At 39.6% G+C, this 25,887-nt stretch carries 33 protein-coding genes and 1 pseudogene; 6 read left to right on the top strand and 28 right to left on the bottom strand.

Features of this window, described 5'->3' with window-relative positions:
* Nucleotides 1-61 precede the first annotated feature (61 nt).
* The 7 genes from NSQ29_RS09060 to NSQ29_RS09030 all read right to left on the bottom strand — a co-directional run bounded on the left by NSQ29_RS09060 (nucleotide 62) and on the right by NSQ29_RS09030 (nucleotide 5,393).
* Complete coding sequence (locus NSQ29_RS09060; RefSeq protein WP_256716447.1) at nucleotides 62-631, bottom strand: CHAP domain-containing protein; 570 nt, start codon at nucleotides 629-631, stop codon at nucleotides 62-64.
* A 186-nt stretch (nucleotides 632-817) separates the two neighbouring features.
* Nucleotides 818-1,435 (bottom strand): hypothetical protein, encoded by a 618-nt coding sequence (locus NSQ29_RS09055; RefSeq protein ID WP_341124842.1) that lies wholly within the window; start codon nucleotides 1,433-1,435, stop codon nucleotides 818-820.
* Nucleotides 1,436-1,607: 172 nt separating this feature from the next.
* A complete protein-coding gene (locus NSQ29_RS09050; RefSeq protein WP_341124841.1) occupies nucleotides 1,608-2,354 on the bottom strand; it encodes a class I SAM-dependent DNA methyltransferase in 747 nt (248 codons plus the stop codon).
* 585 nt (nucleotides 2,355-2,939) lie between these two features.
* Entirely contained in the window at nucleotides 2,940-3,806 is an 867-nt protein-coding gene (locus NSQ29_RS09045) for an SDR family oxidoreductase (protein ID WP_341124840.1), read from the bottom strand.
* A gap of 3 nt (nucleotides 3,807-3,809) precedes the next feature.
* The gene (locus tag NSQ29_RS09040; protein WP_341124839.1) at nucleotides 3,810-4,313 is read right to left on the bottom strand and encodes a hypothetical protein; all 504 of its coding nucleotides are present in this window, start codon (nucleotides 4,311-4,313) and stop codon (nucleotides 3,810-3,812) included.
* A gap of 108 nt (nucleotides 4,314-4,421) precedes the next feature.
* Complete coding sequence (locus tag NSQ29_RS09035; RefSeq protein ID WP_042189233.1) at nucleotides 4,422-4,988, bottom strand: MarR family winged helix-turn-helix transcriptional regulator; 567 nt, start codon at nucleotides 4,986-4,988, stop codon at nucleotides 4,422-4,424.
* A gap of 57 nt (nucleotides 4,989-5,045) precedes the next feature.
* Nucleotides 5,046-5,393 (bottom strand): VOC family protein, encoded by a 348-nt coding sequence (locus NSQ29_RS09030; RefSeq protein ID WP_339287005.1) that lies wholly within the window; start codon nucleotides 5,391-5,393, stop codon nucleotides 5,046-5,048.
* A gap of 311 nt (nucleotides 5,394-5,704) precedes the next feature.
* On the opposite strand from NSQ29_RS09030, the gene NSQ29_RS09025 reads away from it, so the two are divergent.
* The gene (locus NSQ29_RS09025; protein WP_076301145.1) at nucleotides 5,705-6,517 is read left to right on the top strand and encodes a class I SAM-dependent methyltransferase; all 813 of its coding nucleotides are present in this window, start codon (nucleotides 5,705-5,707) and stop codon (nucleotides 6,515-6,517) included.
* Nucleotides 6,518-6,671: 154 nt separating this feature from the next.
* Here NSQ29_RS09025 and NSQ29_RS09020 read toward each other — a convergent pair whose 3' ends face one another.
* The 4 genes from NSQ29_RS09020 to NSQ29_RS09005 all read right to left on the bottom strand — a co-directional run bounded on the left by NSQ29_RS09020 (nucleotide 6,672) and on the right by NSQ29_RS09005 (nucleotide 8,890).
* Nucleotides 6,672-6,926: a cold-shock protein gene (locus NSQ29_RS09020; RefSeq protein WP_076301144.1), complete on the bottom strand. Its 255-nt coding sequence runs from the start codon at nucleotides 6,924-6,926 to the stop codon at nucleotides 6,672-6,674.
* A 68-nt stretch (nucleotides 6,927-6,994) separates the two neighbouring features.
* Complete coding sequence (locus tag NSQ29_RS09015) at nucleotides 6,995-7,243, bottom strand: hypothetical protein (RefSeq protein WP_076287095.1); 249 nt, start codon at nucleotides 7,241-7,243, stop codon at nucleotides 6,995-6,997.
* 248 nt (nucleotides 7,244-7,491) lie between these two features.
* Complete coding sequence (locus NSQ29_RS09010; RefSeq protein WP_179086757.1) at nucleotides 7,492-7,836, bottom strand: hypothetical protein; 345 nt, start codon at nucleotides 7,834-7,836, stop codon at nucleotides 7,492-7,494.
* A 286-nt stretch (nucleotides 7,837-8,122) separates the two neighbouring features.
* On the bottom strand, nucleotides 8,123-8,890 hold the full coding sequence (locus tag NSQ29_RS09005; protein WP_339796512.1) for a nucleotidyltransferase domain-containing protein: 768 nt from the start codon (nucleotides 8,888-8,890) through the stop codon (nucleotides 8,123-8,125).
* 150 nt (nucleotides 8,891-9,040) lie between these two features.
* Here NSQ29_RS09005 and NSQ29_RS09000 point away from each other — a divergent pair.
* A pseudogene (locus tag NSQ29_RS09000) lies at nucleotides 9,041-9,410 on the top strand (transposase); the annotation flags it as partial.
* 33 nt (nucleotides 9,411-9,443) lie between these two features.
* Here the strand turns inward: NSQ29_RS09000 and NSQ29_RS08995 are convergent.
* The 10 genes from NSQ29_RS08995 to NSQ29_RS08950 all read right to left on the bottom strand — a co-directional run bounded on the left by NSQ29_RS08995 (nucleotide 9,444) and on the right by NSQ29_RS08950 (nucleotide 17,270).
* A complete protein-coding gene (locus tag NSQ29_RS08995) occupies nucleotides 9,444-10,319 on the bottom strand; it encodes an aldose 1-epimerase family protein (RefSeq protein WP_076286184.1) in 876 nt (291 codons plus the stop codon).
* Nucleotides 10,320-10,794: 475 nt separating this feature from the next.
* A complete protein-coding gene (locus NSQ29_RS08990; protein WP_076300646.1) occupies nucleotides 10,795-11,046 on the bottom strand; it encodes a hypothetical protein in 252 nt (83 codons plus the stop codon).
* 204 nt (nucleotides 11,047-11,250) lie between these two features.
* A complete protein-coding gene (locus tag NSQ29_RS08985) occupies nucleotides 11,251-11,808 on the bottom strand; it encodes a class I SAM-dependent methyltransferase (protein ID WP_076300645.1) in 558 nt (185 codons plus the stop codon).
* Between the two features lie 129 nt (nucleotides 11,809-11,937).
* Complete coding sequence (locus NSQ29_RS08980) at nucleotides 11,938-12,279, bottom strand: hypothetical protein (RefSeq protein WP_076300644.1); 342 nt, start codon at nucleotides 12,277-12,279, stop codon at nucleotides 11,938-11,940.
* Nucleotides 12,280-12,366: 87 nt separating this feature from the next.
* Nucleotides 12,367-12,738, bottom strand: coding sequence for a hypothetical protein (locus tag NSQ29_RS08975; RefSeq protein ID WP_076300643.1), 372 nt, complete (start codon nucleotides 12,736-12,738; stop codon nucleotides 12,367-12,369).
* Between the two features lie 257 nt (nucleotides 12,739-12,995).
* Nucleotides 12,996-14,021 (bottom strand): DUF4179 domain-containing protein, encoded by a 1,026-nt coding sequence (locus tag NSQ29_RS08970; protein WP_076300642.1) that lies wholly within the window; start codon nucleotides 14,019-14,021, stop codon nucleotides 12,996-12,998.
* Nucleotides 14,014-14,517: an RNA polymerase sigma factor gene (locus tag NSQ29_RS08965; protein ID WP_076300641.1), complete on the bottom strand. Its 504-nt coding sequence runs from the start codon at nucleotides 14,515-14,517 to the stop codon at nucleotides 14,014-14,016. Before NSQ29_RS08965 ends, NSQ29_RS08970 begins: the two co-directional genes overlap by 8 nt.
* A 393-nt stretch (nucleotides 14,518-14,910) precedes the next feature.
* Nucleotides 14,911-16,125: a YARHG domain-containing protein gene (locus NSQ29_RS08960; RefSeq protein ID WP_076300640.1), complete on the bottom strand. Its 1,215-nt coding sequence runs from the start codon at nucleotides 16,123-16,125 to the stop codon at nucleotides 14,911-14,913.
* Nucleotides 16,126-16,231: 106 nt separating this feature from the next.
* The gene (locus NSQ29_RS08955) at nucleotides 16,232-16,666 is read right to left on the bottom strand and encodes a GNAT family N-acetyltransferase (RefSeq protein ID WP_076300639.1); all 435 of its coding nucleotides are present in this window, start codon (nucleotides 16,664-16,666) and stop codon (nucleotides 16,232-16,234) included.
* 157 nt (nucleotides 16,667-16,823) lie between these two features.
* Nucleotides 16,824-17,270 (bottom strand): hypothetical protein, encoded by a 447-nt coding sequence (locus tag NSQ29_RS08950; protein WP_341124838.1) that lies wholly within the window; start codon nucleotides 17,268-17,270, stop codon nucleotides 16,824-16,826.
* A 302-nt stretch (nucleotides 17,271-17,572) separates the two neighbouring features.
* On the opposite strand from NSQ29_RS08950, the gene NSQ29_RS08945 reads away from it, so the two are divergent.
* Together NSQ29_RS08945 and NSQ29_RS08940 are read left to right on the top strand one after the other, a co-directional pair.
* Nucleotides 17,573-18,079 carry a hypothetical protein gene (locus NSQ29_RS08945; protein WP_081383050.1) on the top strand — a complete coding sequence of 169 codons (507 nt, stop codon included), beginning with the start codon at nucleotides 17,573-17,575 and terminating at the stop codon, nucleotides 18,077-18,079.
* Nucleotides 18,080-18,554: 475 nt separating this feature from the next.
* Nucleotides 18,555-18,872 carry a hypothetical protein gene (locus NSQ29_RS08940; protein WP_076300637.1) on the top strand — a complete coding sequence of 106 codons (318 nt, stop codon included), beginning with the start codon at nucleotides 18,555-18,557 and terminating at the stop codon, nucleotides 18,870-18,872.
* A gap of 203 nt (nucleotides 18,873-19,075) precedes the next feature.
* On the opposite strand, the gene NSQ29_RS08935 is transcribed toward NSQ29_RS08940, so the two are convergent.
* The 3 genes from NSQ29_RS08935 to NSQ29_RS08925 form a co-directional block, all read right to left on the bottom strand.
* Nucleotides 19,076-19,210, bottom strand: a complete 135-nt coding sequence (locus NSQ29_RS08935; protein WP_262495784.1) for a VOC family protein — start codon at nucleotides 19,208-19,210, stop codon at nucleotides 19,076-19,078.
* A gap of 224 nt (nucleotides 19,211-19,434) precedes the next feature.
* Nucleotides 19,435-19,620 carry a hypothetical protein gene (locus tag NSQ29_RS08930; protein WP_143759563.1) on the bottom strand — a complete coding sequence of 62 codons (186 nt, stop codon included), beginning with the start codon at nucleotides 19,618-19,620 and terminating at the stop codon, nucleotides 19,435-19,437.
* Nucleotides 19,621-19,635: 15 nt separating this feature from the next.
* Entirely contained in the window at nucleotides 19,636-21,909 is a 2,274-nt protein-coding gene (locus NSQ29_RS08925; protein WP_076300636.1) for an alpha/beta hydrolase, read from the bottom strand.
* A 368-nt stretch (nucleotides 21,910-22,277) separates the two neighbouring features.
* Here NSQ29_RS08925 and NSQ29_RS08920 point away from each other — a divergent pair, with 368 nt between their 5' ends.
* Together NSQ29_RS08920 and NSQ29_RS08915 are read left to right on the top strand one after the other, a co-directional pair.
* Nucleotides 22,278-22,541, top strand: coding sequence for an LD-carboxypeptidase (locus NSQ29_RS08920; RefSeq protein ID WP_341044329.1), 264 nt, complete (start codon nucleotides 22,278-22,280; stop codon nucleotides 22,539-22,541).
* Nucleotides 22,529-22,771 carry a hypothetical protein gene (locus NSQ29_RS08915; protein WP_341044328.1) on the top strand — a complete coding sequence of 81 codons (243 nt, stop codon included), beginning with the start codon at nucleotides 22,529-22,531 and terminating at the stop codon, nucleotides 22,769-22,771. The genes NSQ29_RS08920 and NSQ29_RS08915 overlap by 13 nt, the downstream gene beginning before the upstream one ends.
* Nucleotides 22,772-22,914: 143 nt before the next feature.
* Here the strand turns inward: NSQ29_RS08915 and NSQ29_RS08910 are convergent, their stop codons facing one another.
* The 4 genes from NSQ29_RS08910 to NSQ29_RS08895 form a co-directional block, all read right to left on the bottom strand.
* Complete coding sequence (locus NSQ29_RS08910; RefSeq protein ID WP_076300634.1) at nucleotides 22,915-23,262, bottom strand: RidA family protein; 348 nt, start codon at nucleotides 23,260-23,262, stop codon at nucleotides 22,915-22,917.
* A gap of 173 nt (nucleotides 23,263-23,435) precedes the next feature.
* Complete coding sequence (locus NSQ29_RS08905; RefSeq protein WP_076300633.1) at nucleotides 23,436-24,071, bottom strand: hypothetical protein; 636 nt, start codon at nucleotides 24,069-24,071, stop codon at nucleotides 23,436-23,438.
* Between the two features lie 526 nt (nucleotides 24,072-24,597).
* Nucleotides 24,598-25,047 (bottom strand): hypothetical protein, encoded by a 450-nt coding sequence (locus NSQ29_RS08900; protein WP_341124837.1) that lies wholly within the window; start codon nucleotides 25,045-25,047, stop codon nucleotides 24,598-24,600.
* A 242-nt stretch (nucleotides 25,048-25,289) separates the two neighbouring features.
* Nucleotides 25,290-25,772, bottom strand: a complete 483-nt coding sequence (locus NSQ29_RS08895) for an NUDIX hydrolase (RefSeq protein WP_339796537.1) — start codon at nucleotides 25,770-25,772, stop codon at nucleotides 25,290-25,292.
* Between the last annotated feature and the right edge of the window lie 115 nt (nucleotides 25,773-25,887).

Genomic DNA, 25,887 nt, shown 5'->3' with positions numbered 1-25,887 from the left:
AAAAAACTCAACATAACTCTTATTAAACTATCCTATCCGTTAGCGTAATAACTGCTCGAAATCAATAACCAAAGGGTACATACTCTCCATTGAAATGATAACGGTAGCCGTTATCTATTCGGACATATCCGAGTATACAATGATCTCTACCCCTGAATGAGACACTAGAGTAGTTTTTATTGTCTTTATTACCTTCAGCAATCAAAATTTCATTGTCTTCACAAGCTAAAACAATTCCGATATGATCGTGAGAATTATCGGAGAGAAGCTTATCGAAAATAACAATATCACCACGTGCCGGAATAAATTCTTCTTGTTTAGCGTCATAGAAAAATCTAGTTTCGTGCAGCTGAGCCCAATCCAACCACGCACCAACCCCAGCTAGACGATACATTCGGTTAGGATATCGAATTGGAAGAAGTATTCCAACCTGCATACAGCAGTAATATACAAATGCAGCACACCAGTTACCTTCTAGTAATTTATAGATATCAGAGTCCGGCCAATACTTGCAAATTTCCCGATAACGTTCATCTTCCGGTACCCCGATTATGTTTTGCTCTGCGAGCTTTTCCGCAAAATCAGCCAGCATAAGTCGTCTGTCTTTAGTTTCTCTATTTAATGCTTCCACATCTACGTTTAATTCTGTATCTACATTTCCCTACTTAATCCTTAGGACTGGAGCTAATACGTACTCTATAATAATCAAACCATAATTTACAAAAACAGGTTTCTCTATACTACCCGATTAGGTGAACAAATAAAACGGCTGCCGAAGCAACCGCTATTCCACTATCGTTCTCCGTTAGCTTAGTTTCTAAAATACAAATTCTGTCTCGTTGTTTTCATTATCAAGATATATAACCCTACAGGAATCTTTCCAACTATCCCAATTTAATACGCTATCAACATCCACACGGAATAATTCATTATATGGTACATTCATAGGATTAGAAAAATCATAAAAAACAAGTTCATAGGGGCATGCCCAATAGCATCCATCAATCACTATTAGTTTTTTTTGTTGAAAATATATTATTTCCCCCCAGCAAAATCCATGCCCTTTATAAGCCTCTTCGGGAACATAATGATTGGTTTCTTTATTTGATAAATTAACAATTGAATACCCCTGATAATCTAACCCACACAACAGATATTCTGTGCCATTTACCTCCAACCAACTGAATAAGAATGGGTCATAATTTCTATATATTATGTCGATGATTTTATGCTCACTATCCGTAACAATCCCTTTTGTGTAATTATGTCTGATAAAACCTTCAACATGGTTATAGTGATGGATTTCAAGTTTGAACTTTCCTGAAGTTGAATGAATAATTTCAGTTTTCTCAGAGATGTAAAATTCATCTTGAAAATAGTACATCATCTCAGCTCTTTCACTGAGAAACTGTGAGTCCTCAACAATATTCCTCAAATTCTTTCACCTCGCTTTAGTATTACAAATTGTACCATATTTTCAGACAGGCTATTACGCTATCTTGCCGTCTAGTTGAATAAAGGCGGACTCTAAGGGGGAATCTGCTAGGATCACCAAAAATCCCCTCGACCTGAGGGGATTTTTCCTATTGCAATGCATTACGTCTCTCCTAACATTTCCTACAAACGCTAATAATAGATGAAGATGACGGAGAGAACGGCTTTTTATCCCAGTCAGCATATTGATGTTCGACGTGAAAGCCGTGACGGATTAATAAAGATTGCAGCGTAGCCTGATCTGTGAATCGACAAGCAATTCGGGAAGTCGTTCGTTTATCTCCCCAATCACGAATCGTGACCCAATGCATGATATGCTGGCTAGCATCGTAACATTGTGTGCCTGATACCTTGACGTTTTGCCCATCCTTATCAATAAAGGACCCCCATCCTGTCTCCTCTTGATCGGATAAATCCGTTCCCTCCGGATTACGGGTCTCGAATGCAAAGATTCCATGGGGTTGTAAATGTTTGTGAACGGTAGTAAGTAAATCGCTTTGATCTTGATCACTTAAGAATGCCTGAAATGCATTGCCAGTCAAATAGATCATCGAAAATCGCTTGTCCGATTCGAAGGTACGGGCATCGCCTTCCATAAAAGTAACAGTCAACCCTTCCGCCTTCAGCCGCGCATATGCGAGCATCTCCGAAGAGATATCTACACCAGTCATCGTTATGCCGGCTTTCGACAGGGGTATCGTTGTTAAGCCTGTACCACAAGCAAGTTCTAACACTTCGCCAGGACTCGATCTTGCAAGCTCAAGATAGAACTGATATTTGTTCATTTCACCGTCAAATTCAAGATCATAATTTACCGGATCCAGATATTCTTCAAGATTGCTATGTTCAATCAACGCCATGCCTCCTCTTTCATTTCAATGTTACATTGGAGAAAAAATAATTTTCATTAGGAAAAACTGTACTTATATAGACTCAGAAAGGATAATCAAAATAAAAGCCCTCTCGATAACCCTCGTACTTAACAGTATTATTTTACTATTTATTCGATAAACCGTTTGGTAATTCATTATTATAATCAATTTTTATCGAACCTTACATAACTACTTTTTAAGTCGATAATCACTAATTTATCCTGACCGCGATAGAATAATTAGAGGCCGACCCACAAAATGGTCATCTTTTTTTCGTATTCGGTATAGCATCTTTCTTTATTCGATACAGGTGATCGAGTAAACGATATCTCGTTCCCATCTTCAAGCCGAAACTGGTTCGCGGACAGCGTGTCGGAACAAAACCGAGCCAGATGACGCAAAATTATTTCGACTGCGGTCCATTCCGTTAACCTGCTGTTAGCTTAAATGAAAAAGAAGAGCTACCATAAAGGAAGCTCCTCCACTAACGTTCTCCGTAAGCTCAATGACTTAACTAAAATCGGAGTAAAACGCTGCTAACGATACAAATATTAGAATAGGTGGGCTCCGCCTCTACCGGAAATTTTCTACACACTCATGTAGAAAGGCGTCTAGCGTGCGTGGCTCTCTGCCAAGCAAGCCCTTTACAGTGTTATTTGGACTTTCTGGCACCATCCTAGACATGGTTTGAATTTCTACAACGTGGTTCGCGAGCCAATGAGGCAGATTCCCGTGCTCGATAAGATTACGGAGTAGTACTTGGGGTTCCAAGTTGATGTAACTTATCGGCCGATTAAGCAGGGCAGATAATCGACTCGCGATCTGGGGATAACTGAAAATCTCCGAACCAGTAAGCGTATATATATGGCCTGATACCTTGTGGTTGGTCAGAACTTCTGCGGCAACGTCTGCAATATCGCGACAGTCTATAAAGTTACACGGTGAAACGCCCATGGAGCCGAAGAAAACATTTTGGGTTGTAATCGTTGGTGCAAAGCGCATTAAATTTTGCATGAACGCATAGGGGCGCAATACGGTGTGGGTGAGACCCGATTCTCTCAGCGTTTTCTCAATTTCTTGATGCCAGCCCGCTACTGCCACTGGAGAGCTATGCTCAAAGGCTGGACTGGATATTTTTACGATGTGTTTGATTCCAGATTCGGCGGCAATCTGAATGATAGAGGTTTCCAATTCGATTTGTCTTGGACTGTTGGACATGGCAAGGAAGAGCTGGCTAGCATCTGTAAACGCGCGGCGCATCGATGTGGGGTCAGAAGCATCGACAAAAGCGACCTCGATAATTGATCGGCCTTTTTCTCCGATCTGATCACGTAACTTCTCTGGCTCTCTGCTTAGCGCCCTGACAGGTACGCCAAGATCAACCAAACGTTCCAAAAGCGCACTACCTATCGTACCTGTTGCTCCCATAATAACTATCATTTTTTATCTTCTCCTTTTAGATGAAAAATTAGTTGTGACGGCAAGTCGCCACCGCCATGTCACTATCGTGCTTGCTATGAATCCAGACAACGGGAAATCGATCCATACACGATTTACCCAGGCCAAGTGATTACTCGGAATCATAATTTCTACTAAAACAGATGTCACCCATGCAGCGTATAGTCCAAATGAGGACCCGGCCATTGCGAATACCCCTACCACAACCAAGTGAGGTGCACCGACGACCCATCGCAAATGGCCCACTCGGCTGTGCAACAATAGCCCAATCATCAAGGCCATCAAGGCCGATGCACCGCCAATTGTGGTCAATGCCGCTATTTGAAGCCCCCTATCTGCAGTAACCAATCCCCCGATACCTGCCATAATGGCAGGAGCAGCATAGGCCATTACAACTTCACGCCATAGTACAAAAGTCTTTTTCTTGGAACCAACAGCCTTGATGCCGTAAACATCATCTGTCTGATTAGAGTATTTCATCTGGTTCATTTACTTGCTCCTTTCTTCTTTGAAGTAGTTCAATGATTGCGTTCAGCTAGATATAATTAGGTGCCTAACTATATAAGAGTAAAAATAGGCTAGCTTCACTAGCCCATTCTACTCATTACTGATGTTTCCCTTTGGTTTCGAGCCTAATTCGCCCGTAAGTGCTGAGATGCCTTGTGTAACTCGACCTAGCAAGTCGAGAAATACGCTGCGTTCTTCGATGTTGAGCAAGCCCACCATTGCTTCCAACCGAGCGAAATGCTCAGGAGCCATTTCACGGAGCTTCTTCGCTCCTTCTTCCGTTAAGACGACTGATTTCTGACGGCCATCGTCTGAGCTTGATCGCCGAGACACTAGCCCATCTCGTTCAAGAATGTCGATAAGACCAGTCACTGTAGCACGTGTAACGCCTAGATGCTCCGCTAATTGCGAAGGCAACTCTTCTCCTTCGTTATCTTCAAGATCTGCCAATAAACGATAACGCCCTGTTGATAAACCGAATCTAGAGAAATGAATCTCTGAGGCGTGTCCAAGCATGGCTCCCGCTGCCATTAGCCTAGACGCGACGAGTATAGCCTGTGCGTCTATGTCTAGGTTATAGCGATCAATCTGACGCTTGGATTGTACAAGCGAGGGAATAGCCTCAATGTCATTTATTTTTTTATTATTGTTGTTCATATATGTAGTATGGTCCCTAACTACTTTTGTGTCAACTCATTTTTATTGCACAGCTCTTTATTTCTCCCAAAGCTCGATCAGTCGACCTTCAGGATCTTCAATCCAAACAAACTTTCCAAATTCACTAATTTCTTCTTTCTTTGCAAGTGGTATACCAATATGCTCAAGATGCTTAATAGTCTCGTCTAGATTATGTACTTGGAAATTTAACATCACTTGTTGTTCTGTTGGAAAATAACTGTCATCCTCGGTAAAGAAAGAAAAGATAGTCTCATTTCCTGATTGGGGCTTTATCACAGTCCCATTCCAATGATCTATTTCAATCTTCAAGACCTCACTGTACCATTTTTTTATAACTTCAAGATTCTTAGTTCTCCAAAAGATTCCTCCGAAACCTTTTATCATCGTATTTATCTCCTGTCAGTCATCAATTTTTTAGCTATCCGTTCTCAATAAATATTCGAGATTTAAATTTAAGTTCCTTTTTTAACTATCTTGCCCATGAATTGAACAATTAAAAAACTACTGCCATAGCAACCGATATTCCACTATCGTGTCCCGTTAGCGCAATGAGTCTACTAGATCCAATGGATGCAGTATGGAAGATTTTAGGTAGATGTATTCATAGAAAAATGGTACATTATTTTGGAATCAATAGCGCGCAAGTCAGGATATACATTTAGACTAATATTTTTATATTGGGGGATGGTACTGGCATGGACAAGAATTCTGTTTATAGAACAAATATTATAGGCGCTGGCGAGGTTGGTAGCGCTATCTCGGTCGATATGGACAAGAATGTTATTCATGAAACTAACAGCTTATTTTGGGATACAAAAGGAAATGATATTTTAGGAGCAACCGCACTTCCTTTATATGGAGCATTTGTCTCAGAAGAAAAATGCCAGCTTTTTGGCGATATTTCAGGAAAAAAGATGTTGGAGATAGGCTGTGGAAGCGGTCAATCCTTGCAATATCTCGGGGAACGTAAAGCATCTGAACTATGGGGTATGGATATATCAGAAAACCAAATCGAAAAAACAAGAGAATACTTATCAGATCACGGACTTTCAGCAAAATTAATCTGTTCACCCATGGAAGAAAAATGTGGACTACCTGAGGATTATTTTGACTTTGTTTATTCGATTTATGCTATAGGCTGGACAACCGATCTTGAGGGTACTTTTAGCAGGATTGCTTCTTACCTAAAAAAAGACGGCGTTTTTATTTTCAGTTGGTCTCACCCTATACACAAATGTGTTGTTGCAGAAAATGATATGCTTGTTTTTAAAAAATGTTACTTCGATGAATCTTGGTATTCGGTAACTCTTGACGAAAGTACGCTAACATTAGCTGACCGTAAACTATCAACCTATGTGAATGCGCTCTCAAAAGCGGGATTTGTTATTGAAGAAATGATTGAGCAATCTGATGATGAAATTATTCAATTGCGGGACGATAACGACGATTTTGCAAAAAAAGCAAAAATGCTCCCTGTAACTTTTGTAATCAAAGCAAGAAAACTATAATTAGTAGTTGAAGATAAATGCCGTTAATTGAATAAAGGCAGCCGATCATGTTGACTGATTGGCTGCCTTATCGCGTTTATTGAACTATCGTCTCCGGTTAGCTTAATTATGATTCCCGAAAGTCCATACATTCATCAAGTACGTCTCGATTCCTTCATTCCTCTAATATTTGCACATTCTTAGCTGTCCTGCGCTGAGAATCAACTATATTCGGAAACTCGAATAGGTCGAATTCAACTTTTTGACCCTCTTTAAGGAACCGAAAGCCGTTCGGTAACCTAATAGGGTCTGGTAGTATTTCGCTGAAGTGTACAAAAACATGGTAACCTTCCTGGCCGTCTAGCATTATCCGTCCGTAACCTTTATCTTCTTTGTACCATTTGACAACACCCCATCTTCTTTCCGCCACCTAAGCACCTCCTCTGTAACTTTATGGTACAACTCATTATGTGCTCACATCGCGTTGAATGAGTTATCTCATTTGATTTTTTTCGGAAACCCATATACAAAAAGTATCATACCGAGAAACGCAAGGATTGGCACAAAGATATTATCGAAGAAGCTTGTAATATGAGTTTCAGGTAGGGCGTTGAACATATTTGCTTCGTACAACGCTGCAATTTCATGGCTGCGAGCTATCAAAGAGCCTACTCGTTCGATTGCATAGATTACTCCAGCGGAAATTAGAAAGGATGCACCTAGTTTTCTGTAAAAGTCGTTGCCCATGAAATATTTGTCTCCTCCTCTATTTTTTATTAAGTACTTCTCCCACGATCCCACTTTACCACATTGTTCCAATTTTCTGGGTATCAGAATATCATTACATAACCTAATGCTAATAATGTGACGCTATAGCGCCACAAATTGTAAGTATTCTGCCGGGTAATTGAACAATAAAAAACAGCTGCCGAAGCAGCCGCTATTCTACTGTCGTTCTCCGTTAGCTTAATGATTTACTTTGCTTCGGACGAATCCTATTGCTCTTTATTGAGAACTTCATGGATTATATTTGTTATGTCGTTAATTTTGCGGGAACAATATTTTAAAATAGGGTTAGCCCAATATTCGGGTCCAGTTTCATCATCACCAATTTTCACTAAATTCAATGTATACACACCCTCTGAACGCATAGCTGGATAGCATCCTAAATCAAAAATCAAACCTGTCTTTTCATTTCTTAAATAGAATATATCCTCATGTAGCTCCCATACATAAGGAAATGAGTCGTCATGAAAGTCATCGGGATTAATTTCATAAAAATGATTCCATAAGACAGTCCAATCTGACGGAATATTTAATGGCACCAATTGTAGACTCATGTTAATAACACATCCCTTAACAATCTTCATATTCAAATCACCGTGATTGTCCAAGTTATCCTGCCCGTTACTTCAATGAAAAAAGCAGGCTACCGTAGCGCCTGCTCATTAGTGTGTATCATTCAACTAAAGTTCTCCGTTAGTTCAATAGTCTTATGTTTTAATTAGAGTCGCTGCTTATAGTTGTAAGGCTTGCCGAACACCTAATGCAGTGACGTCCCGACGGGCTTAGGGGGCTGGATGTGGTCACTCGCTTCTGAGAGTGACCCGGAGCGTCAATATGGTGTTAGCCGAAGGAAGTTCTGGAAGCAGCCATTGCATTTAAGGCGTTCTCAAAATAGCTATATACTTCATCTGCAATTCCCAGAAACTCTTCAACAAGTACATTACTATCCAAGTAACAAGCATACAGATAATCAACTAAAGCGGGGTCAATCTCACAATAGTTTAATATGGCATTCTTCATCTTAATAATGTCATCTTGCCATACACCTGTATCTTCTAAAACCAAAGAGTATAATGCACGAATTAATCTCTTAGAGTAACCTTTAATATATCTAGTTTTCATTGTGTTATCATTAGCATTAGAAAGTAAACTATGTATATGATCTACTTCCTCCTTGGTCTCTGTATTTAAGTCTAAAATGAACTCTGGAGAAATAATTATCGGTGGTACTTTTTCACCAACGTCATGACCATATATGCAAACACAAATTATCTTTACCCAAAAACCCCACTCATTTGGTTTACTTAATACATCGTCAATCGAGCAAATTATCGTATCAATCTTAGTTACTACTGGATATTCTTCCAAAAGCCTGTCTTTAATATTTGACAATCTTTCGTAATCAATATCTTTGGGATTTACACATACAATAGTAAAGTCTGCATCTGACTTAAAAGGTTTAGCAGTTCCTTTTGGAATCGAGCCACACATATAAATGCTATGAATCTTACCTTTAAATTCGGTAAGTATATTTTCTATATACTTATCAACAAAATCCTTATATTCACTTTGTATTACAATTCTATTTATAACTTTTTCTAATATCATATAGACTCCTCCTAAACTAAGAACTTCTTTCGGCTAACGTCTTTTTTGCGAACTTCGTAAATTCGTCATGACTTAAGTTATTCGCGAAATCATTCAACTATCCTGCCCGTTAGCTCAACGGCATCCACGATTTGACGCCTACTTCAATAAAAAAGAGAACAGGGCAAGAAAGGCATCGACAAAAACCAAGCAGACACCTATTATTTTAACGTGGAACAGTGCAAGCGTTGTCCGTTTAAAGAGGGTTGTTATAAAGAAGGATCGAAGAGCAAACCTACTCTGTAACGATTAAATCTGAAGAACATTCGGAACAGATTGCGTTGCGTTCCAGGAAACAGAGTACTTTAAAGAAAAATCTAAGGAACGCTACAAAATTGAAGCGAAGAATAGCGAACTTAAACATGGGCACGGGTATGATGTAGCTACATCCTCGGGTCTGATTGGTATGGAATTACAAGGTGCGATGAAGATATTCGCCGTGAACTTAAAGTTTTTTGCAATGGTATGGAGCCGAGCTTAACCAGTTGAGAACCCTGCAGATCCCTTCGGATCGTCAGTTGATTTCTATGGTCAGGGAGCTTGTGAAATTCGCCCCCGGCTCCAGGGTGATTATTCCCTCTTTAGCTTGAAGTTCACCTTCGAAGACGTCCATATCCGCTACTCCTTGCCAAGGCTCGATGCATATGAAGGGAGCGTTCAAAGGCTGCCAGATGCCGAGGTCGGGAAAACCCTTATAGCTGACAACTACGCTTTTGGAGGAGTGCTTGCTTCTAAGCGAAATCTGCCGAGAGCTCACATTTCGGAAAATCAATGCGCCTTCGGCGAACATTTCATGGGATAAAGGCAGGATGGTCTCTTGTTTCAGAACGGGCTCCGATTTGCCGCTGATCAGCAGGCCGTCCGAATTCAAGAACAACCTTTCAAGGTTTTCCGATTCAGCGAACTCCAGATAGTAATCGTTCAGGCTACCGTTGTCATCAAGCGGACAATTGAACGCCGGGTGGGTTCCGAGCTGGAAGAAGATATCCTGTTCATCGCTATTTTCCACCCGGTAACTAAGTTCCAGTGTGCTTGCATTCAGTTTATATGTAATATATAGGTTGAATTTAAAAGGATAACTGGCCAGGGTTTTCTCATCATAAGAGAGGCGGTAAACCGCGTGGGTGTCGCTTTCTTGGACCAGCGTAAATTCGCTGCGTCTGGCGAATCCGTGATTGCCGATCTTATAGGCTTTGCAGTCCACCTTAATCTCTCCGTTCCGGGCCGCACCAATAATGGGAAACAGCACCGGAGAACGGCCTGTCCAATACGTGGCGTCACCGCTCCAGATGTATTCAGCTTCCGGATCCAGCTTTCTGAAGCTGATCAGTTCCGCCCCAAGGGTATTAATCTCAGCTTCCGCCGAGCTGCTGCGCAAAATTTTATTCATTGTTGTACTCCCTTTCATACTTATAGTCCAGATACACATATTATATCAAAGTTCTTGAGGGAGTTGAGAAAAAGACAGCCAATTCATCAGCTGCCGTTTCTTCGTGCTTATTGAGCTATCGTGTCCCGTTAGCTTAATGGCATCTTATTATGCCGGTGTGCCTTCCTGAATTACGTCCAATATTGCTCTTCAATCTTTAGATCCTTATGTCTCTTATCTACGTACTCATTCTCACTAATTATTTCTATTTCATTAGAATCAAAAAAACTAAGCAATCTCAATCCTTCATTTAACAATTCATCTTTATATTGTCGGGAAAACTCTGACCTTTTAACTGGGTCTGCAAGTTGATCATCGTAATCAAATACAATATATTTAAGGGCTATCATCCTAAAAAAGGAATATCCATTACAATACTCCCTGTAAATGTGTGAACAAGAACTAATGAATTCCTCCTCAATATAAACAAATCGATTTAATAGATCTCTGATCTTAAACCTTCAACTGACCTATAATTAAGAATTTTTGTAAGTTGCCCTTCTAATTCATCCATCACATATTTAGAATTATAATTTAGATTAATCAATCTAAAATAGACATCTTTACCTATTGATTCTTCAAGTATCTCTTTTTTGTCATAAAGCCACTGTTCAAATTCCTTTGTTGAAAGTTTATTCCTCAAGACTGAGTGAAACCATTCTATAATTTCTTCATTGATCGGATCCATGATTTCAATCCTTTCCTTGCACCGCGGTTTCATATAACGCCTTATTTACGAACTTCGTGAATTTTCTTATGTATGAAGTATTCGTCGAAATGCTTACGCTCTACTGCCCGTTAGTTGAATAAAAGCAGCTGATCGTTCTGACTCGAATACTTGCGTGCCTTTATTGCACTATCCTATCCCGACTCTAGCTTAGGCGGTAAATGATCAGTTTTTATTCTTAATTATAAATGGCTTTTTGGCATCCACAATAATCGAAACCATCTTAAGTTCCTCGATAGAATTCCTTGAATCAAACCGAAAAGATCTTCCTATTCTCCCATCCACTTCATTCCAGTATGTATAATGAAAATCTCCGTTCTCGTCACAATACTCTAACAGCGTTACTTCAAACCCTGCCATTTCAAATACTGATACGAAAGTTTTAGCATTATAAACTATTTTATGAGTTGCAGCAGGATGATCCGCTGGTCCTGGACCACCGACTTGAACCATCTGTTGATACCAATCGTTACTGAAGTTTTTATCAGGAACGGCACAACGAATGTACCCACCAGGTTTTAAAAATTTATAACAATGCTTCGCAGCCATAATCCCTTCCTCATAGGTTAAATGTTCCCACACGTGTTCAGCCAAGAGCGCATCAATACTCTCTGGTTCAGATAATTTATTCCAACTTTCTAAAGATAGTAAATTCAACTCATCTACCTGCGTACTGAGCCAACCATCATACTTTGTCTGTCCTGCTCCAATGACCACTTTCATATAAATACCACCATCCAATCTTGTTCTTGAACAATATAACTAAGTAAATATTCTTTAGGCTTAGGTTATTTCCTCTATTTGTAACTAACCTGCCCGTTAGTTGAATAAAGGTAGCCGATCGTGTTTGAGCTAACGTTCCTCGTTAGCTTCACAATCCATCCACGTGTTCCTCAGCCGCCGAATGAATATCTCAGGTTCATTTGGGTCAAACACCTCAATCCCGTCATCTTTTATAAGCTGTCTTTTAATCAAATCGTCAATGAGCAGATCGGTTACATCGTGATAATGGTCCAATACATTTTCCTCTTCAATAAAACTAATTTGATCGCCTATATTACTCAAAAGGTACCAGGTCGTCATAGCTGCTGTTACGGGATTTCCGGTTAATTCCTTTGCTTTACTTGCTGGGAGATGGGCAAAGCTTATTATTTCTCCTTTGCTTTTATTGACTAAAATATATCCTTGTCCCATTTAAAATATCTCCTCATTTTCTTAGTTCACTGAACTAACGTGTCCCGTTAGCTTAACCAAACGACGAACCTTAATCATCGCTTGTTTCTATACAAGAGTCCCAAACAAATAAACTGCAAACACAGTAATACTAAGAACCAACATAACTCCTCCCACCCTATAACAGAAAGTAGTTCCAAAATTATTTGGATATTTTTTCGAAATTATCACTGCTGGTAACCAAAATACGATAGCAGCCATAAATGGAATGTGATACCCCTCGGTTTCATTCGTATATATATTCCAATTGAATAACTTAAAAAGATAATGGCTCAACATGAAGTCGTTTTGAAATTTAAAATTAAATAAAAAACCTAAAATAAGAACAACTATTGCAAATGACCCAGTACCAAATGATCTTTTTATTGTCACTTCATTTCGCTCCCCTGCAAATTGTTGCCCCTTGGCTACAATTCTCATAGAGTTGGTTTTCCAATTATATCCTATACGTAGGAACAGTAAATTTGTTGCGTTATCCTGCCCGTTAGCTGAACAAAGGCAGCCGATCCACTGATCGATTGCCTTTGTGTCGTTATTGAGCTATCGTGTCCCGTTAGCTTAATGACTCGGAACCATCTTTGTCGCAAACTACAAATAGCATTGTGCCTAGCCAAGCTAAGCGTGATGGGGAGCATTTGAAGCTTACTTAAATAAGATATTAGTAAAGTAGTGGAGATTCATTTATTAATTGGAATTTCTTTGTCAAAGAAAACGATAGACGCGATTTCCTTATCATTTATAACATTTTCAAACGTTTTAATTGTAACCATTTGGTTACTCATGTAATTGCTTCTAGATAATCCGGTAAAAATGCTGGTAATTTCTGAGGTGCCATCTTTATAGTTTATCGTGATAGGGAAGTCATCCAAATATTCATTTGGACCAATTTCCTTAAATCTGCTGGCAGCATTAATCTCCTTCAATGATCCGCTATTAATCTTCAAAGTAATTGAAATTGGCGAGACAGAGATCGTTTTTAATATTGCCGTATAACCAAACATCGTAAAGCTTTGATCGATCTGATAAAGGGTCGAATACTCCTTAAATTCTAGTTTAAAACTGGTTTCCCAAGGACCAGGAATGATGGTTTTAAAATTGCCGGGAAACAGATCTGCAGCTTGTAAATCATAGAGTTTTAAATTAACCGTTTGATCTGCTAAGGAACTGTCGGTCATAATATTCATGATCAAGCTAATTTTATTGTCATTAGGATTTCCATCGTTGAGCACCTCAAATCCTGTACTGTGAAAGCTTTGATTTGTCGTAATCGAAGTATCAAAACGGTATCGCGCTGCATTTAGAACAGTGCCTTCTGGAGCAGTAAAGTCCATTAAAATATAGGTTAGATTGCCGTCGCCGATCACTTGCTTAAAAGTAAGCGATCCATACTCATTTTCCACGGTTTTGCCCACTACATAAGCGCCATTGGATAAATATTCCGTTTGCTCGTTATTTGCTGGTTTAAGAAATTTTATAAATGCTTCATCTAATCCCATATATGCCGCTGCGAATGCCGTTGTCGTTAAACAAACCATCAGCACGGTAGCCAGCACGGCATATCTTACAGGTTTAATAGGAGGAATTCTTCTTTGCCTTTTATGTTCAAACTGGGTTTGCATTAAAATGTTATGAAACATTTTTTCTTTTTGTTCGGTTCTTGGCGTAAGAGCTTCAAAAATTCGATTAATATTTTTGTTACTCAATATAATTCCCTCCCAAATCCATCTTGAGGCGTTTGCGGCCTCTGAATAGTTGCGTTTGGATCGTGCTTTCTTTGCGTCCTAACATTTCTGCTATTTCTTTTACCGTGTACTCCTCGAAATAGTATAGATATAATACAGTTTTGTATTTTTCGGGAAGTGAGAGCAGTTTTGCAACCATCTTGCCGGATGGCTCATCACCATTCCAAGAAGCAACTTCCGGCAAAGCGTCTAATGCCACACGACGGGTTGTCCACCAATTTTTAAGAACGTCTTTACAGTAATTTCGAGTGGTTACCATCAGCCATGCTTTTTCATGCTCGTGGTCATTGAAAAGCATTGGAGATTTAATTAGTTTTAGAAATACAGATTGAACAGCATCTTCAACATCAACGGGATTTTTCAAGTATATAAAGCAAAGTCTGTAGACTAGATCTGCACGCCGTTGATATAGTTCAGCCAATTCTTTATCCGTACGTAATAAAGAATTGCATTCCATTTTTTCGCCTCCTACATTCAACACGATTGATGATTCCAAAATATCTCATTACCCGGTTTTATTTTTTTACATGAGACAGATTATGCACACTTGGACGATTTCCTTGTGTTTTTAAATTTCAAGACAAAGGACCCACCAAGGCGGATCCTTCTGCTGTTTTATTAAGCTAGCGTTTCCGTAATCGTAATGACTAATAGGTCGTTGCTTACAATTACGCCTACGCATAACTGCCCGTTAGTTGAACAAAGGGCTACCTCTCGGTAGCCCTCTCATTATTGAACTATAGTGTCCCGTTAGCTTAACGGTTGATTACTCGTCAATCCGCTCACCAGTGAGATTAAATAAATGTCCATATCTACTTTTAGCAACGGGTCCCATACCGACATCCTCCGTCTAATCATATAAAATCAACCCGTCAAAAAAACTACTATAGTCGACATACTCATCGCCCATGATGTACCAGACTTCCTTACCAGTGCTAGTCTGAAGCATGATATGGCCGCGTTTGTCGTCACCCAGGAATTTCACGTTGTCTCCAGGCTCCAGCGAAAAGGCTTCGTCCGTGCCATCTTTATAAAACTGCACAGCAATTTCCTTTTTGATCGTTAAAAGCGTCGGTGGTTCCATCGGATAAAAATCCTGTTGCTCTTCATGAAGGGAATGTTCGGCATCCAGACGGAATACCGAATCTCGGAACCAGGTTTGAAAATCGTCGCTTTCTTTTGCGCTGATCACTCTCCCGTGTCCGTCATACATCGAACTGTGTGCCGATAAATCGGGAAGCTCACCTATTTGCTTGAGGGTTTCGCCGTCATAAGAATAGAAAGATGTTGATCGTAAAAAGACCATTTGCGAATCCATTTGAAGTGCAATCTCGAAATATGGATCGTCAATATCCAGATCGACAATATCCAGATAAGGAAGCAGCTCACTGCCCACCTCCATTGTGATGTTATTCACCTTCAGGTTGAAGGCTCCTAATTCCGTTACCGGCGGTATTAACTGAATCTCTTCTTCACGACCATCTCCGTTCAGATCCACGTTCATCTTCTTCTGTTTAAAGGCCGAATCGCCTGTATAATCCCGTAAATGGACATCATCTGTATGAGATGGTTCGAGCTTATAGTCAGCGTATTTGAGTTCGTAGTCACTTAGTAGCGCCACGTTCTGTTTCTCCGTCGGGCTAAGATGCTCCTTGTAGGCAGAGTCAGCATGATACCAAGGCTTGGCGGCAAAGTAGTTTTGCAAATCCTTCTGTTTAAATACATACCCATGCCTTGCAAATATCTCGTTGCGCGCAAGCTTCAGAATTCGGTCGTCCAGACTGCCGATCTTTTCCGGGGAAAGTACCGTATTCGAGCTGTCTTTCAAAATATACTCTCGTATTGCAGCTGCAACAGTAGAAGGAGCAGCAGTTGTCTCACTTGCCGCAACTAGATTACCGACCGTTCCTTTAGCGGCTTTCTCTTTTTCCGCATAAGTACATCCGGAAACGATTAATGACAGGGCAATCCCCCCATATATAAGCCGAAACTTCCGAAAATCCATTTTGTTGACACCCGCTTCGTCATATGAATTCGATTTGATAATCGTGTATAAATGTACCATAAAGTGGAATCTAGCGTATAGAAAAAGCGAGTCTTCCACTTCTGAATGAGCCGCTACAGTTTATATCTCCTTTTTGATTTGAATGTTCACTAACCTGCCCGTGAGCTTAATGATCACTTGAATTATTTGTGACTAAAAAAATACATTCAAACCGCTCTACTCCTGGGTATTTTTCTCCCAAACTTGTTATCGAGAAACCATTTTTTTTATAGAAGCCAACAGTATCTTTATCGGTTTCTGCCTTTATTCTCACAATCTTTTTAGTTTTAATGAACTCATTTACCATTTCGCTGCCTATACCTTTACCACGATAATTGGGTTTAATTGCAATATGCTTAAGTTCTATTTCATTTGTTGATTCGTATATGACTCCAATTAATCCTACTAGCTCATCATTATTTAAACTCCCTACTAATTCCCGCGAATCATTGTCTATGTATGTTTTAAGTTCATTATCAATTCTTTCATCATTAGCCCACATACACTCAGCCATTAAAAGCTTCAATTCACCTAAGTCTTCATAATCTTTTAAACAAATCATAAGAAGCACCACTCCTTATTTAGATGATCTTACAGATGTTACGTATTCTTGACACATGTTAAGCTATCTTGCCTGTTGAATACAGGCAGCCGATCGAGTTGACTTGACAGGCTGCCATATCGTGTTTGAGCTAACGTTCCCAGTTAGCGCAAAGATACTATTGAACCTGATTAGCTAAATCAATTAGGTCGGACTCATCTAATTTATAATTGTTTAACTGATTAAGGTTCCCGTTAATATAATAAACAAATCGAGCCAAAAATCCTTTTTCACTTTCCCGCCAAATTGATTGACTGGTTTCGTCCTCTTCGTAATATGCTTGTTTCCCATTTTCAAGTTCAAAGGGTTGCTTGCCTTGCGAGGATATTTTCTCTGGTTCATCAATAACCTTGCTCAAGATATACCTTAATTCTTGCGTGGTCTGCTTGTTTTTATAATGAAAAATATACTGTTGAAGTACATCAGGATTATCAATTGCTATTTCCGTGCGAACTTCATTAACTTCAAATGGAAATCTATATGGTTCATTGAAATCATAGAGCATTGATTTACTTCTTTCTTCGGTTGGATTGCTGCTACTACATCCACTTATTAAAAAAATCATTACTAGAAAAGAAAAAGAAATATTCCTCATTGTTTCACTCCTTATTACTTTAACGAAAAAGGAAATATTTAGTTGCGCTAAACTGCCCGTTAGTTGAACAAGCACGCTTTCTTTTATTACACAATATCTTCGTACTGTGCATCATCTAAAGGAACCATTTCTGTCAAAGAAAAAAAGTATTAGACTGAGGAAATAAATTACTAGACTGCCGAGGGCATTAAGAAAAACGGGCAGGATAGTTTTAACAACACGACGAAGTACTTTAGGCATTGGTAGTTCCACGAATAATCTGGAAGAAAGAGGTGTTTACAATCCGAATCCATATAATCGGCGGCTCAGGAAGCGGTAAATCCTATATCGCGGCGTTATTGAGCGATAAGCTCGGGATTCCGCATTACGATCTAGATGATATTTTCTGGGATCAGCAATCAAGCGAATATGGCGTAAAGACACCGGAGAATGAGCGTGATCGTCAGCTCACAGAAATCATCGGTCTCGATTCATGGATCGCAGAAGGGGTATACAGGTCATGGGTAGGGCCTAGTTTTGCCGCTGCAGATAAGATCGTCGTACTGATGACGCCGTTGTCCGTTCAAGAGGAACGAATCTGGAAGCGCTATGAAGAGCGCATTGTGAACATTGCCCCAAACAAGAAGCGTGAGACGCTCGAAGGAATCCATAACTTGTTGGCATGGAATAAAGATTACAATCTGACGAAGTTGCCTAACTTAGTCGACCATTGGGACTATAAGGATAAAATGATCCTCGTAAGCGATAATATAGATCTTCTTGAACTTCAATTAATGTGACTTCTTTTTCTTGTTAAGCTCCCATGGAAGAACGTAATTACTTCCATAATCTGTGGTGTCGCTTGAGCGACATGGATGGCTAACGGGAACGTTAGTTCAATAAACCAACAGTAGTCTAGGACTTTATTTCTCAGTTTAAGACAGGTGTTGGTTTTTATATTGGAGCCCTCAAAACGAGCTCTTTTGGAATTTACTAGTGAGTAGTATGCGTCAAATGCGACATAAAACCTCCACTTATCTCGTTCTAAACTGCTTGAGCTAAAGTGTCCCGTTAGTTGAACGAGCACGCTTTCTTTTATTACACAATATCTTCGTACTGTGCATCATCAAACGGAACCCTTTCTGTCAAAAGAAAATAAAGTTATAATCTGTCGAGGGAATTAAACCGAGCAGGATAGTTTAATTCATTTCACGAATATCTAATCGCTAAATAAAACGTTATGTGAGACACAGAAAACTAGATTAGGAGACCAACATGGAAAAGGCAGTAAAAACTATTCTTCTAGCCATGATCCCGAGTATACTAGCCATATTTTTATTAATCGAATATTTTCCTTATACTGGTCTTGGAAGAATTTTGAGTATTCCGATAACATTGTTTTTTAATATTATTATTTTGTTAATTTCTCTACTTATCACTCGAAAAATAAAGTCAAGAGTATACAAAAGCTTTTATTGGATTACAGTTATCTCAATAAGCGTGCTAGTAGCAATTATTATGCACCCACAAGAAAACTCACCTAGCGTTTTAAGTCAAATAAGAGAACTGATATTTCCCCATACTTTCAAATGAATACTTCCGAATTTTCACCTTTCCTTATGTCGCAATTTGCGTCAAATGTGACATAAAACCTCCACTTATTTTGTTCAACTAAACTGCCCGTTAGTTCAATGAAAAAAGCAGGATACCTTAGCTCCTGCTCTTCAATTTGTATTATTCAACTATCGTGTCCCGTTAGTTCAATAACAAAAAATAACCTCGAACTCTATTTTGAATTACAATTGAATGACACTGATCATATTTCCGTTATTATCAGTAAGATCAAAACGTTTAGGTTCACCGTTCCTTACCTCTGAAACGGCTACTCCATTTTTCTCGAGTCTAGCCCTCACTTCTTCTACATCCTTCACAACAAAATTGAATGGAGTGTATTTATTAATTGGGGGATTTGTCGTTTATGACGCGGAGGGAAGGTTGTGAACTTTTCAAAGGCAACGAGCAATCATTCAGTAGTACTGCCTAAAGGTGGGATGATCGTTTTTGGTGGTGCTAAGGGGGATGTATTAAAAATTAATTTGCAGAATAAATAAACTTGTAGCACATAAAGCTTATTCCATATTAGCGATGAGGCCTCTCACAACGTTTTGAAGAGGGGTAAGAATCTTATCGCGTTTACACTGGTATAGACACAGTGTGGTTGCAAAATCAGAACAGCCCGGTCACCAAATGATCGGGCTGTTTTGATATAGATAAATGTGTTTTCCTGTTCTTGAGATACGATGGTCTCCAGCACCTTTGCCCTTGTCACCAACTTGTTCAAGTCTAACTTCCTGTATTAAGGCGTATTACCTCCTGTAACATATTCATTTTGGATGCCGATATTACCGATCAGTACCGTGCCCTTTTTCGTTTTATCAAATACAAAACCGATTTTGCTCAATTGCTCAGGTTGGAAATTCGGGTTGGCCCTTTTTAAATCGGCAAGGTGGAACGCAAAGTTTTGGAACACCGGCTCCTTCGTCGGTTGCAAAGTCGTGAAAGGCCATTTTATGATGTTGCCTTCGAACATCGGTAGTAAATAAGCTTCGCTGCTAAGAGGGAGGGACGCCACGTTGCCTTCTTTGTCCTCCACATTAATGGTCAAATCTACGAGGACATCCTTGTCACGATTTGCTTTCTCGTCATTCCAGTCAGCCATCGAAAAAACGATGGAGCTCGTTTCTCGTATATCGAGACTGTCATTTGGCAAAACAACCGTGTAAGAGGGAACGCCAGGTGTCGCAGTACTGTCCCACCCCAGACGCACTGCACTGTACAAGTCGGGGGCAAATTTCATCTCCACTTTTTCCTCTTTCCACTGCTTCAGATGCTCCCCGTTCAGCCTTCCTCCAGCCAATGTCGACGTACTCAGATCGATGTCTTCGTCAAAGCTACTAATGAGCTTTGTATTCGAGTCCATATAGTTGCTGATATACATGGTGTCCGGCAGCCACTCTCGGGCATAACCAATATCCTGGAACATGGACCGATATTCTCCTTTCCCTTTCAATGTCGTATCTAGGAAGGACGATATGAGCACCTTAGCTGCTTGTAGCTGCTCCTCCTGCGGTATCAGTTGAGCGGTGTTGAACAGTTTATTGCCAAGCCCTACATTGTCGTTTCTTCCCCAGACGGTGTTGAATTGGCCGTGATTCGCACCATAAATGTATACCGATGCTTTAAAATAATCACTACCGTTTGAAAAGCCGATCCGACTGTATTGGCTCGCGCCGGAATATGTGCTGACGTCCATGTCGTGTGCGCCTTGCAAAGTCAAATAGTTCAAATCCTTTAACGGAGTCAGGTGTCCCGCAGGCTTGTATTGCCCGTCAGTACCCGCAATCGAAATGATGGAACGGATACCAAAGTTGTAGTCGAATTTGATGTTGCCGTTTTCCGGGGAGGCCGGCAGTTTGTTATATGCCGCTGCGACCGTTACCGCCTCACCGCCGCGAGAGTGGCCGATCAGAGCGATCTGGCTCATGTCCGCTTTACCGAAAAACGGATTATCCTTCGTCTTATTCCACTCGTTCCACACTTTCACATGCTCCAACATCAACCATCCCCGGGCTGGGTTTTCTTTCTCCAACAGGTTGAGTGTAAACAAATCATCGTAAAGGGATGTATTGAGAAAATTTTCGTCTATGGATACAAAAATATACCCGCGACTCGCCAACAGCTTACCCAAATATTCATATCCCGGGTCCGAATAATCGGTTGAGTTGGCGTTGCCATGAACGGTGACGATTAACGGAAACGGTCCTTCGCCATCAGGATACCAGACCAATCCATTCAGCGGCATTTGATCCGGTCCGAAACCAAACGTATTTGTACGATTAGATGACCACTTTTCCACAAAAGCCGATCCGTTCACCTGTTTTGTCACGAGCGACCCATTCTGGTTAAATTCCTTCCGATAACTGTTTGCGCTACCGTAAGTTAACGTTTTGACCTTATACGGTCCTTGTTCAGCTGGATTCGCCGCCGCCGTTGGGTAGCGGTCCGCAGTTTTCATCGCTGTTAAGCGGTACGGCTTCGCCAAATCCGCATTGCCGTTGTTCAGCAGCCAATACCCGCCAATGCCAATGGATCCTAGCGTAACTGCCGCCAAAACCCCAGCAGTTACTTTCGAAATAAGCTTTGCCTCTCGGTATCTACCGGTTATCAATCGGGATAAGAGGGCTCCTAGTATAGAAAATACGACAATTATCAACAATGGGACGATAAACATCAACTGTATCGGCCCGATGAAGCTAATGAACAGCAAAAAAAACGAAGCGAGAGCAATCCAAACATAACGCGAAGGCATTCGCTTGGCAACATGAAGCACTCCTGCAATTGCGCCGGTTACGAGCACAATCACAAGCAAGATCACTAACGTTCCGATCAGATATTCGCCCAAACTGCGCGTTCCCAAAACGAAATATCCTTGGATGAAATACAAGCATAATGCGATGATGAGCAATACGATGGAGGCCCCTTTCCATCTTGGGGCAAGTGGACTAATTTTTTTCCATTTGTTCATTAACCGTGGGGTTCGCCCCGTCGGCTTCAATTCTATTCTTGACATGTAACGACCTCTTTCCCATAGAGCTTGTTCAAAATGTACCGCATAAGGTATAGAAAAATAAGCTAGTTTCAAGATGCAACCGTTCATGATGGACCATTCATATATTCGAGGTAGATACTAGAAACCCTCTTCTTTTACATAGTTTTACAATTTCAAACAGATCCATGTTTAAGCTGAATTAAGATTGTTCTTATTACAAGTAGGGTTGCGTGGTAACATTAGGAAATAATATATTGGGAGGAAGAGCAATGATAAAACCCAAAAGACTTAAGTCTGGTTCGAAAATAGCGATAATTTCACTTTCTAATGGTCTACCTTATCTGTTCCCAGATATCTACGAGCTTGGTATAAAAAATCTTTAAGACAACTTGGGATTAGAAGTTATTGAGATGCCAACCGCAAGAATGTCTCCAGATGATTTATACAAAAATCCACAAATTCGTGCAGATGATATAAATAAATGTTTCGAGTATGAGAGTATAGATGACATCATCACTTCAATTGGTGGGTATGAATCGGTTAGAATACTACCGTTTTTGGATACAAAGACAATCCAAAAAAAAACCGAATTTATCATGGGTTTTTCAGACGCGACTACTTTTATAACTTACTTAAACCAATGGGTATGGTAACTTTTTACGGACCTTCTGTTATGGCAGGTTTAGCCCAAATAAAAAGCCTTCCAACCGAATATACTGAACATTTAGAAGCGATTTTATTTCAAGGTCGTTTCCCTTATACATATTCTCCATTTGAGAAATGGACCAATGGATATAAAGATTGGAGCAAATTAGATACGCTAGGTGAGTGTCAACAGTTTTATAATAATGAGACTGGATGGACGTTTTTACCACCGAGCTAGGATATTTGTGGGGTGGATGTATCGAAGTATTAGAATTTATGAAATCAACTATCTATTGGGCTTTACACTGCCCGTTAGCTCAACGAGGCTGCCGTTTCTTACCGGCAGCCTCGTTCTGGTGATTGTTCAACTATAGTTCCCCGTTAGTTCAATCCTTTGTACGCTATTCCGTCAATCATCATAAGACAATCTGAATCAATGAACTCTGTTGTGGATGTCATTCTTGCAGGGAATTTGTCCTTCTCAAAATACCCGCAAAAAACTTGTTCCATTTCGGGTAAGTCCTTAATATTTTTGAGGTAAACATTAACTTTCACAACGTTTTCAAGTGGTACATCGAGTTGATTGAGTGTGTCTTTTAAGTGTGAAAAAGTATTGTGAATCTGCTCGGTAAAGGTTACTCCAAAACCTCTATGTAATCCTAGAAATACATAATCTCCAGCCTCAACAGCAGACGAATAGCTAAACGGCGTTGAAATTCGATTTATCATTTCCATGAGCCCCCTATGTAATAAGTTCACTCTTTCACAATAGAACAATTGTTCCTATTTGTAAATATTTTCTTTTAATAGAACTCCATGCTTTCCTGCCCTTTAGCTTAATAAAAACAAGGAACACTGTCGAGGCAAACTGTTCCTTGTTTCGTTCAACTATAGTTCCCCCGTTAGTTCAATCGTTGGATATGCCAAGGTTCTGTCCCCCATACGGATTTTTTGGCAACATACATTACCTTTTCATCCTTATAAATAAAAATATTTTCTGGAAAATCCTTATATAAATCAAACAGGTGCACAGGTAAAATAGCAGCATCAAATGCCCAAAGTCCCTCTTTATTGCCTGACACTATTGCCTCCCAAGGAACTCCATCCATAACTTCATTTGTGAAAAATACTCCAGTTTGTTTAAACTCCTCAGAGAACTTTGTCATAATCCTCCAAATCAAGGATTGATGCTGGCTTCGTAATAGTCCTGTTCTCCAATCGAGTTCTATCTCTTCCGTCCAAAGCAAGATACTAATTTCCAGATATGATTCTTTTAATTCCTCAATAACTCCAGGTGTTAAACCTACTACAAATGGCCGTAAATGGAGTTGGAACCCGTTATTGTCATACAATTGAGGCGCAGCGCCGCCACCAACGTACATGAAACCATTTTCCGAGACTTTCCATTCCAGCTCATCGTTGAAGTATTTAGAATCAAGTTCTAGCGAGTTTATTACTTCTGAAAAGAGCCTGATAACATCCTGGAAATTGAGATGATCACACTTTATATAAGTTTGGATTTGAGAATATTCGGGCATGAGAACACACCTTTTGGGCTCAACTTTTAATCCTATTATACTCTATTTCGTTTGGCTTGCCTTCGCGCTAATCTGCCCGTTAGTTGAACAAATAAAAAACGACTGCCGAAGCAACCGCTATTCCACTATAGTGTCTCGTAAGTTTAATTCCTACCTATTGTCGCCTTCTCCATTTAAAAAAAGATGAACCCACGTTTCAATATCATTGGCCAGAGCATATTCATTAGCATCGCTTAATGTAAAAGCATTCATCTGTCTTCCCCCCACCTTCAGTTCAAACTTCTATTGTGCTAATGATTATGCAATAGAATCCTAATAAATGGAAGTTTGGTTTGAATTCAAACCGTTCTTTACTGCTCAATATTCATGCGGAGGCATCAGTCTACCACCACGCAATCCTGCCCGTTAGCGTAATGATGATCTGTCATCTATGGTACGGTTCTACTTAATGGCGCGGCGAATTAATTTCATAAAACACCCTCAATGCTTATAATATTCTAGCACGTAATCTTGCTTATGCAGAGTGTTAATGCCCACGGATGTCAAGATCACTTAATGGATAGTTACTACTGCCCCAAGTATAAACAATATAATTGTTAATTAGTTTTTCATCTGCTTTCAATGCTTTGAATTTCAAGTTACCATTAAGAAAATCAATGTTATTACTCACTTGCTTTTCAACGATGTAACTCCATTCATTCTCGCGATACTTTGAATAAAAATGATTTAATTCTTCTAAAGTTAGTTCCGATTTGATTAAAATAGCGCCAAAAAATTGCATTCCATTTCCATTCCCAATTAATTTTCCAGCTGATGATAAATCATCTATCAATTCAGTTTTGTCTGGCAAAGATACTTTTACTAGATCTTTTTTTATGGAATATGCAATATAATTGTTAATAAATGGAGTGGATACGACTAGTAAAACAAGAGCAACTACTGCAATTATTAAAATGATTATGAATGTTTTCTTCAAGTTAACACCTCTCTCAAAAAATATAAATATCCTACCGAACCACGCAGGTTCAATACACTTAGAAACCCCTTTTTATTACGCTATGACAGTATAGACGTTAGATATTTTTTAAATTTCAATTTAATGGTATATAATCCAATATCAACATTTCTGTTACTCAGCTAACCTGCCCGTTAGTTGAACAAATTAAAAACGGCTGCCGAAGCAACCGCTATTCCACTAACGTGTCCCGCTAAGTTAAATCAAGACCCTTTAAAAGCCAATAAATCTTTTGTGTTAATATGTTTAATATCAGAAATTTGCCCACTTGTAAGCATCTCATAAAGACCGTCAGGAACAAGTTTATACTGAAGGTTTTCTTCAAAATCATCTAAGTTCTTCCAAACAGCTATAAACTTTTTGTCCCCCTCATTCCCTTCAAATTCATTCTTGTTATAGTTATCCATTCGACTAAAGCTCGCTTCATAAATAAAATCATATTCATGTCCAATTTCTCCATACCAAGGGAAGATGTGCTCGATAATCCCTATCAATTTTGGTTCAATAATATCAATATTAATTTCCTCTTTTACTTCTCGTATTACAGCTGATTTGCTATCTTCCCCATACTCAATCGTGCCACCAACTGGGCGAAATGTAATGATACCATCTTCTTCCGGGAATTGTTCAAGTAATATTGATTCTCTTCTTTTAATAATGCAAAGTGAACAAGCTCTATATCGCAAATTTTTCACTCCTCATAGTATTTTATTTTTCAAATATATTCCATATAAGCATTGCGTTATCCTGCCCGTTAGTTGAGAAACAGCAGCCAATCAACTTGGCTGACGTTTATTCATG

The sequence above is a fragment of the Paenibacillus sp. FSL F4-0236 genome, assembly GCF_038000135.1.
GTDB lineage: Bacteria > Bacillota > Bacilli > Paenibacillales > Paenibacillaceae > Paenibacillus_AQ.
Note: the sequence above shows the minus strand (reverse complement) of the source record. Positions and strands in the feature narration are given on the sequence as shown.

Coding starts and splice junctions, on each gene's coding strand:
- NSQ29_RS08905 (WP_076300633.1), bottom strand. CDS start 24,071: ATGCCCGAATATTCTCAAATCCAAACTTATATAAAGTGTGATCATCTC.
- NSQ29_RS08985 (WP_076300645.1), bottom strand. CDS start 11,808: ATGAAAGTGGTCATTGGAGCAGGACAGACAAAGTATGATGGTTGGCTC.
- NSQ29_RS09035 (WP_042189233.1), bottom strand. CDS start 4,988: ATGAACAACAATAATAAAAAAATAAATGACATTGAGGCTATTCCCTCG.
- NSQ29_RS08960 (WP_076300640.1), bottom strand. CDS start 16,125: ATGGTACATTTATACACGATTATCAAATCGAATTCATATGACGAAGCG.
- NSQ29_RS08980 (WP_076300644.1), bottom strand. CDS start 12,279: ATGGGACAAGGATATATTTTAGTCAATAAAAGCAAAGGAGAAATAATA.
- NSQ29_RS08950 (WP_341124838.1), bottom strand. CDS start 17,270: ATGATTTTTTTAATAAGTGGATGTAGTAGCAGCAATCCAACCGAAGAA.
- NSQ29_RS08965 (WP_076300641.1), bottom strand. CDS start 14,517: ATGGAATGCAATTCTTTATTACGTACGGATAAAGAATTGGCTGAACTA.
- NSQ29_RS09005 (WP_339796512.1), bottom strand. CDS start 8,890: ATGATATTAGAAAAAGTTATAAATAGAATTGTAATACAAAGTGAATAT.
- NSQ29_RS08925 (WP_076300636.1), bottom strand. CDS start 21,909: ATGTCAAGAATAGAATTGAAGCCGACGGGGCGAACCCCACGGTTAATG.
- NSQ29_RS09010 (WP_179086757.1), bottom strand. CDS start 7,836: ATGAGTCTACAATTGGTGCCATTAAATATTCCGTCAGATTGGACTGTC.
- NSQ29_RS09015 (WP_076287095.1), bottom strand. CDS start 7,243: ATGGGCAACGACTTTTACAGAAAACTAGGTGCATCCTTTCTAATTTCC.
- NSQ29_RS09050 (WP_341124841.1), bottom strand. CDS start 2,354: ATGGCGTTGATTGAACATAGCAATCTTGAAGAATATCTGGATCCGGTA.
- NSQ29_RS08975 (WP_076300643.1), bottom strand. CDS start 12,738: ATGAGAATTGTAGCCAAGGGGCAACAATTTGCAGGGGAGCGAAATGAA.
- NSQ29_RS08915 (WP_341044328.1), top strand. CDS start 22,529: ATGGGTATGGTAACTTTTTACGGACCTTCTGTTATGGCAGGTTTAGCC.
- NSQ29_RS09045 (WP_341124840.1), bottom strand. CDS start 3,806: ATGATAGTTATTATGGGAGCAACAGGTACGATAGGTAGTGCGCTTTTG.
- NSQ29_RS08910 (WP_076300634.1), bottom strand. CDS start 23,262: ATGATAAATCGAATTTCAACGCCGTTTAGCTATTCGTCTGCTGTTGAG.
- NSQ29_RS09030 (WP_339287005.1), bottom strand. CDS start 5,393: ATGATAAAAGGTTTCGGAGGAATCTTTTGGAGAACTAAGAATCTTGAA.
- NSQ29_RS08990 (WP_076300646.1), bottom strand. CDS start 11,046: ATGGATCCGATCAATGAAGAAATTATAGAATGGTTTCACTCAGTCTTG.
- NSQ29_RS09040 (WP_341124839.1), bottom strand. CDS start 4,313: ATGAACCAGATGAAATACTCTAATCAGACAGATGATGTTTACGGCATC.
- NSQ29_RS08940 (WP_076300637.1), top strand. CDS start 18,555: ATGGAAAAGGCAGTAAAAACTATTCTTCTAGCCATGATCCCGAGTATA.
- NSQ29_RS08995 (WP_076286184.1), bottom strand. CDS start 10,319: ATGAATAAAATTTTGCGCAGCAGCTCGGCGGAAGCTGAGATTAATACC.
- NSQ29_RS08955 (WP_076300639.1), bottom strand. CDS start 16,666: ATGATTTGTTTAAAAGATTATGAAGACTTAGGTGAATTGAAGCTTTTA.
- NSQ29_RS09025 (WP_076301145.1), top strand. CDS start 5,705: ATGGACAAGAATTCTGTTTATAGAACAAATATTATAGGCGCTGGCGAG.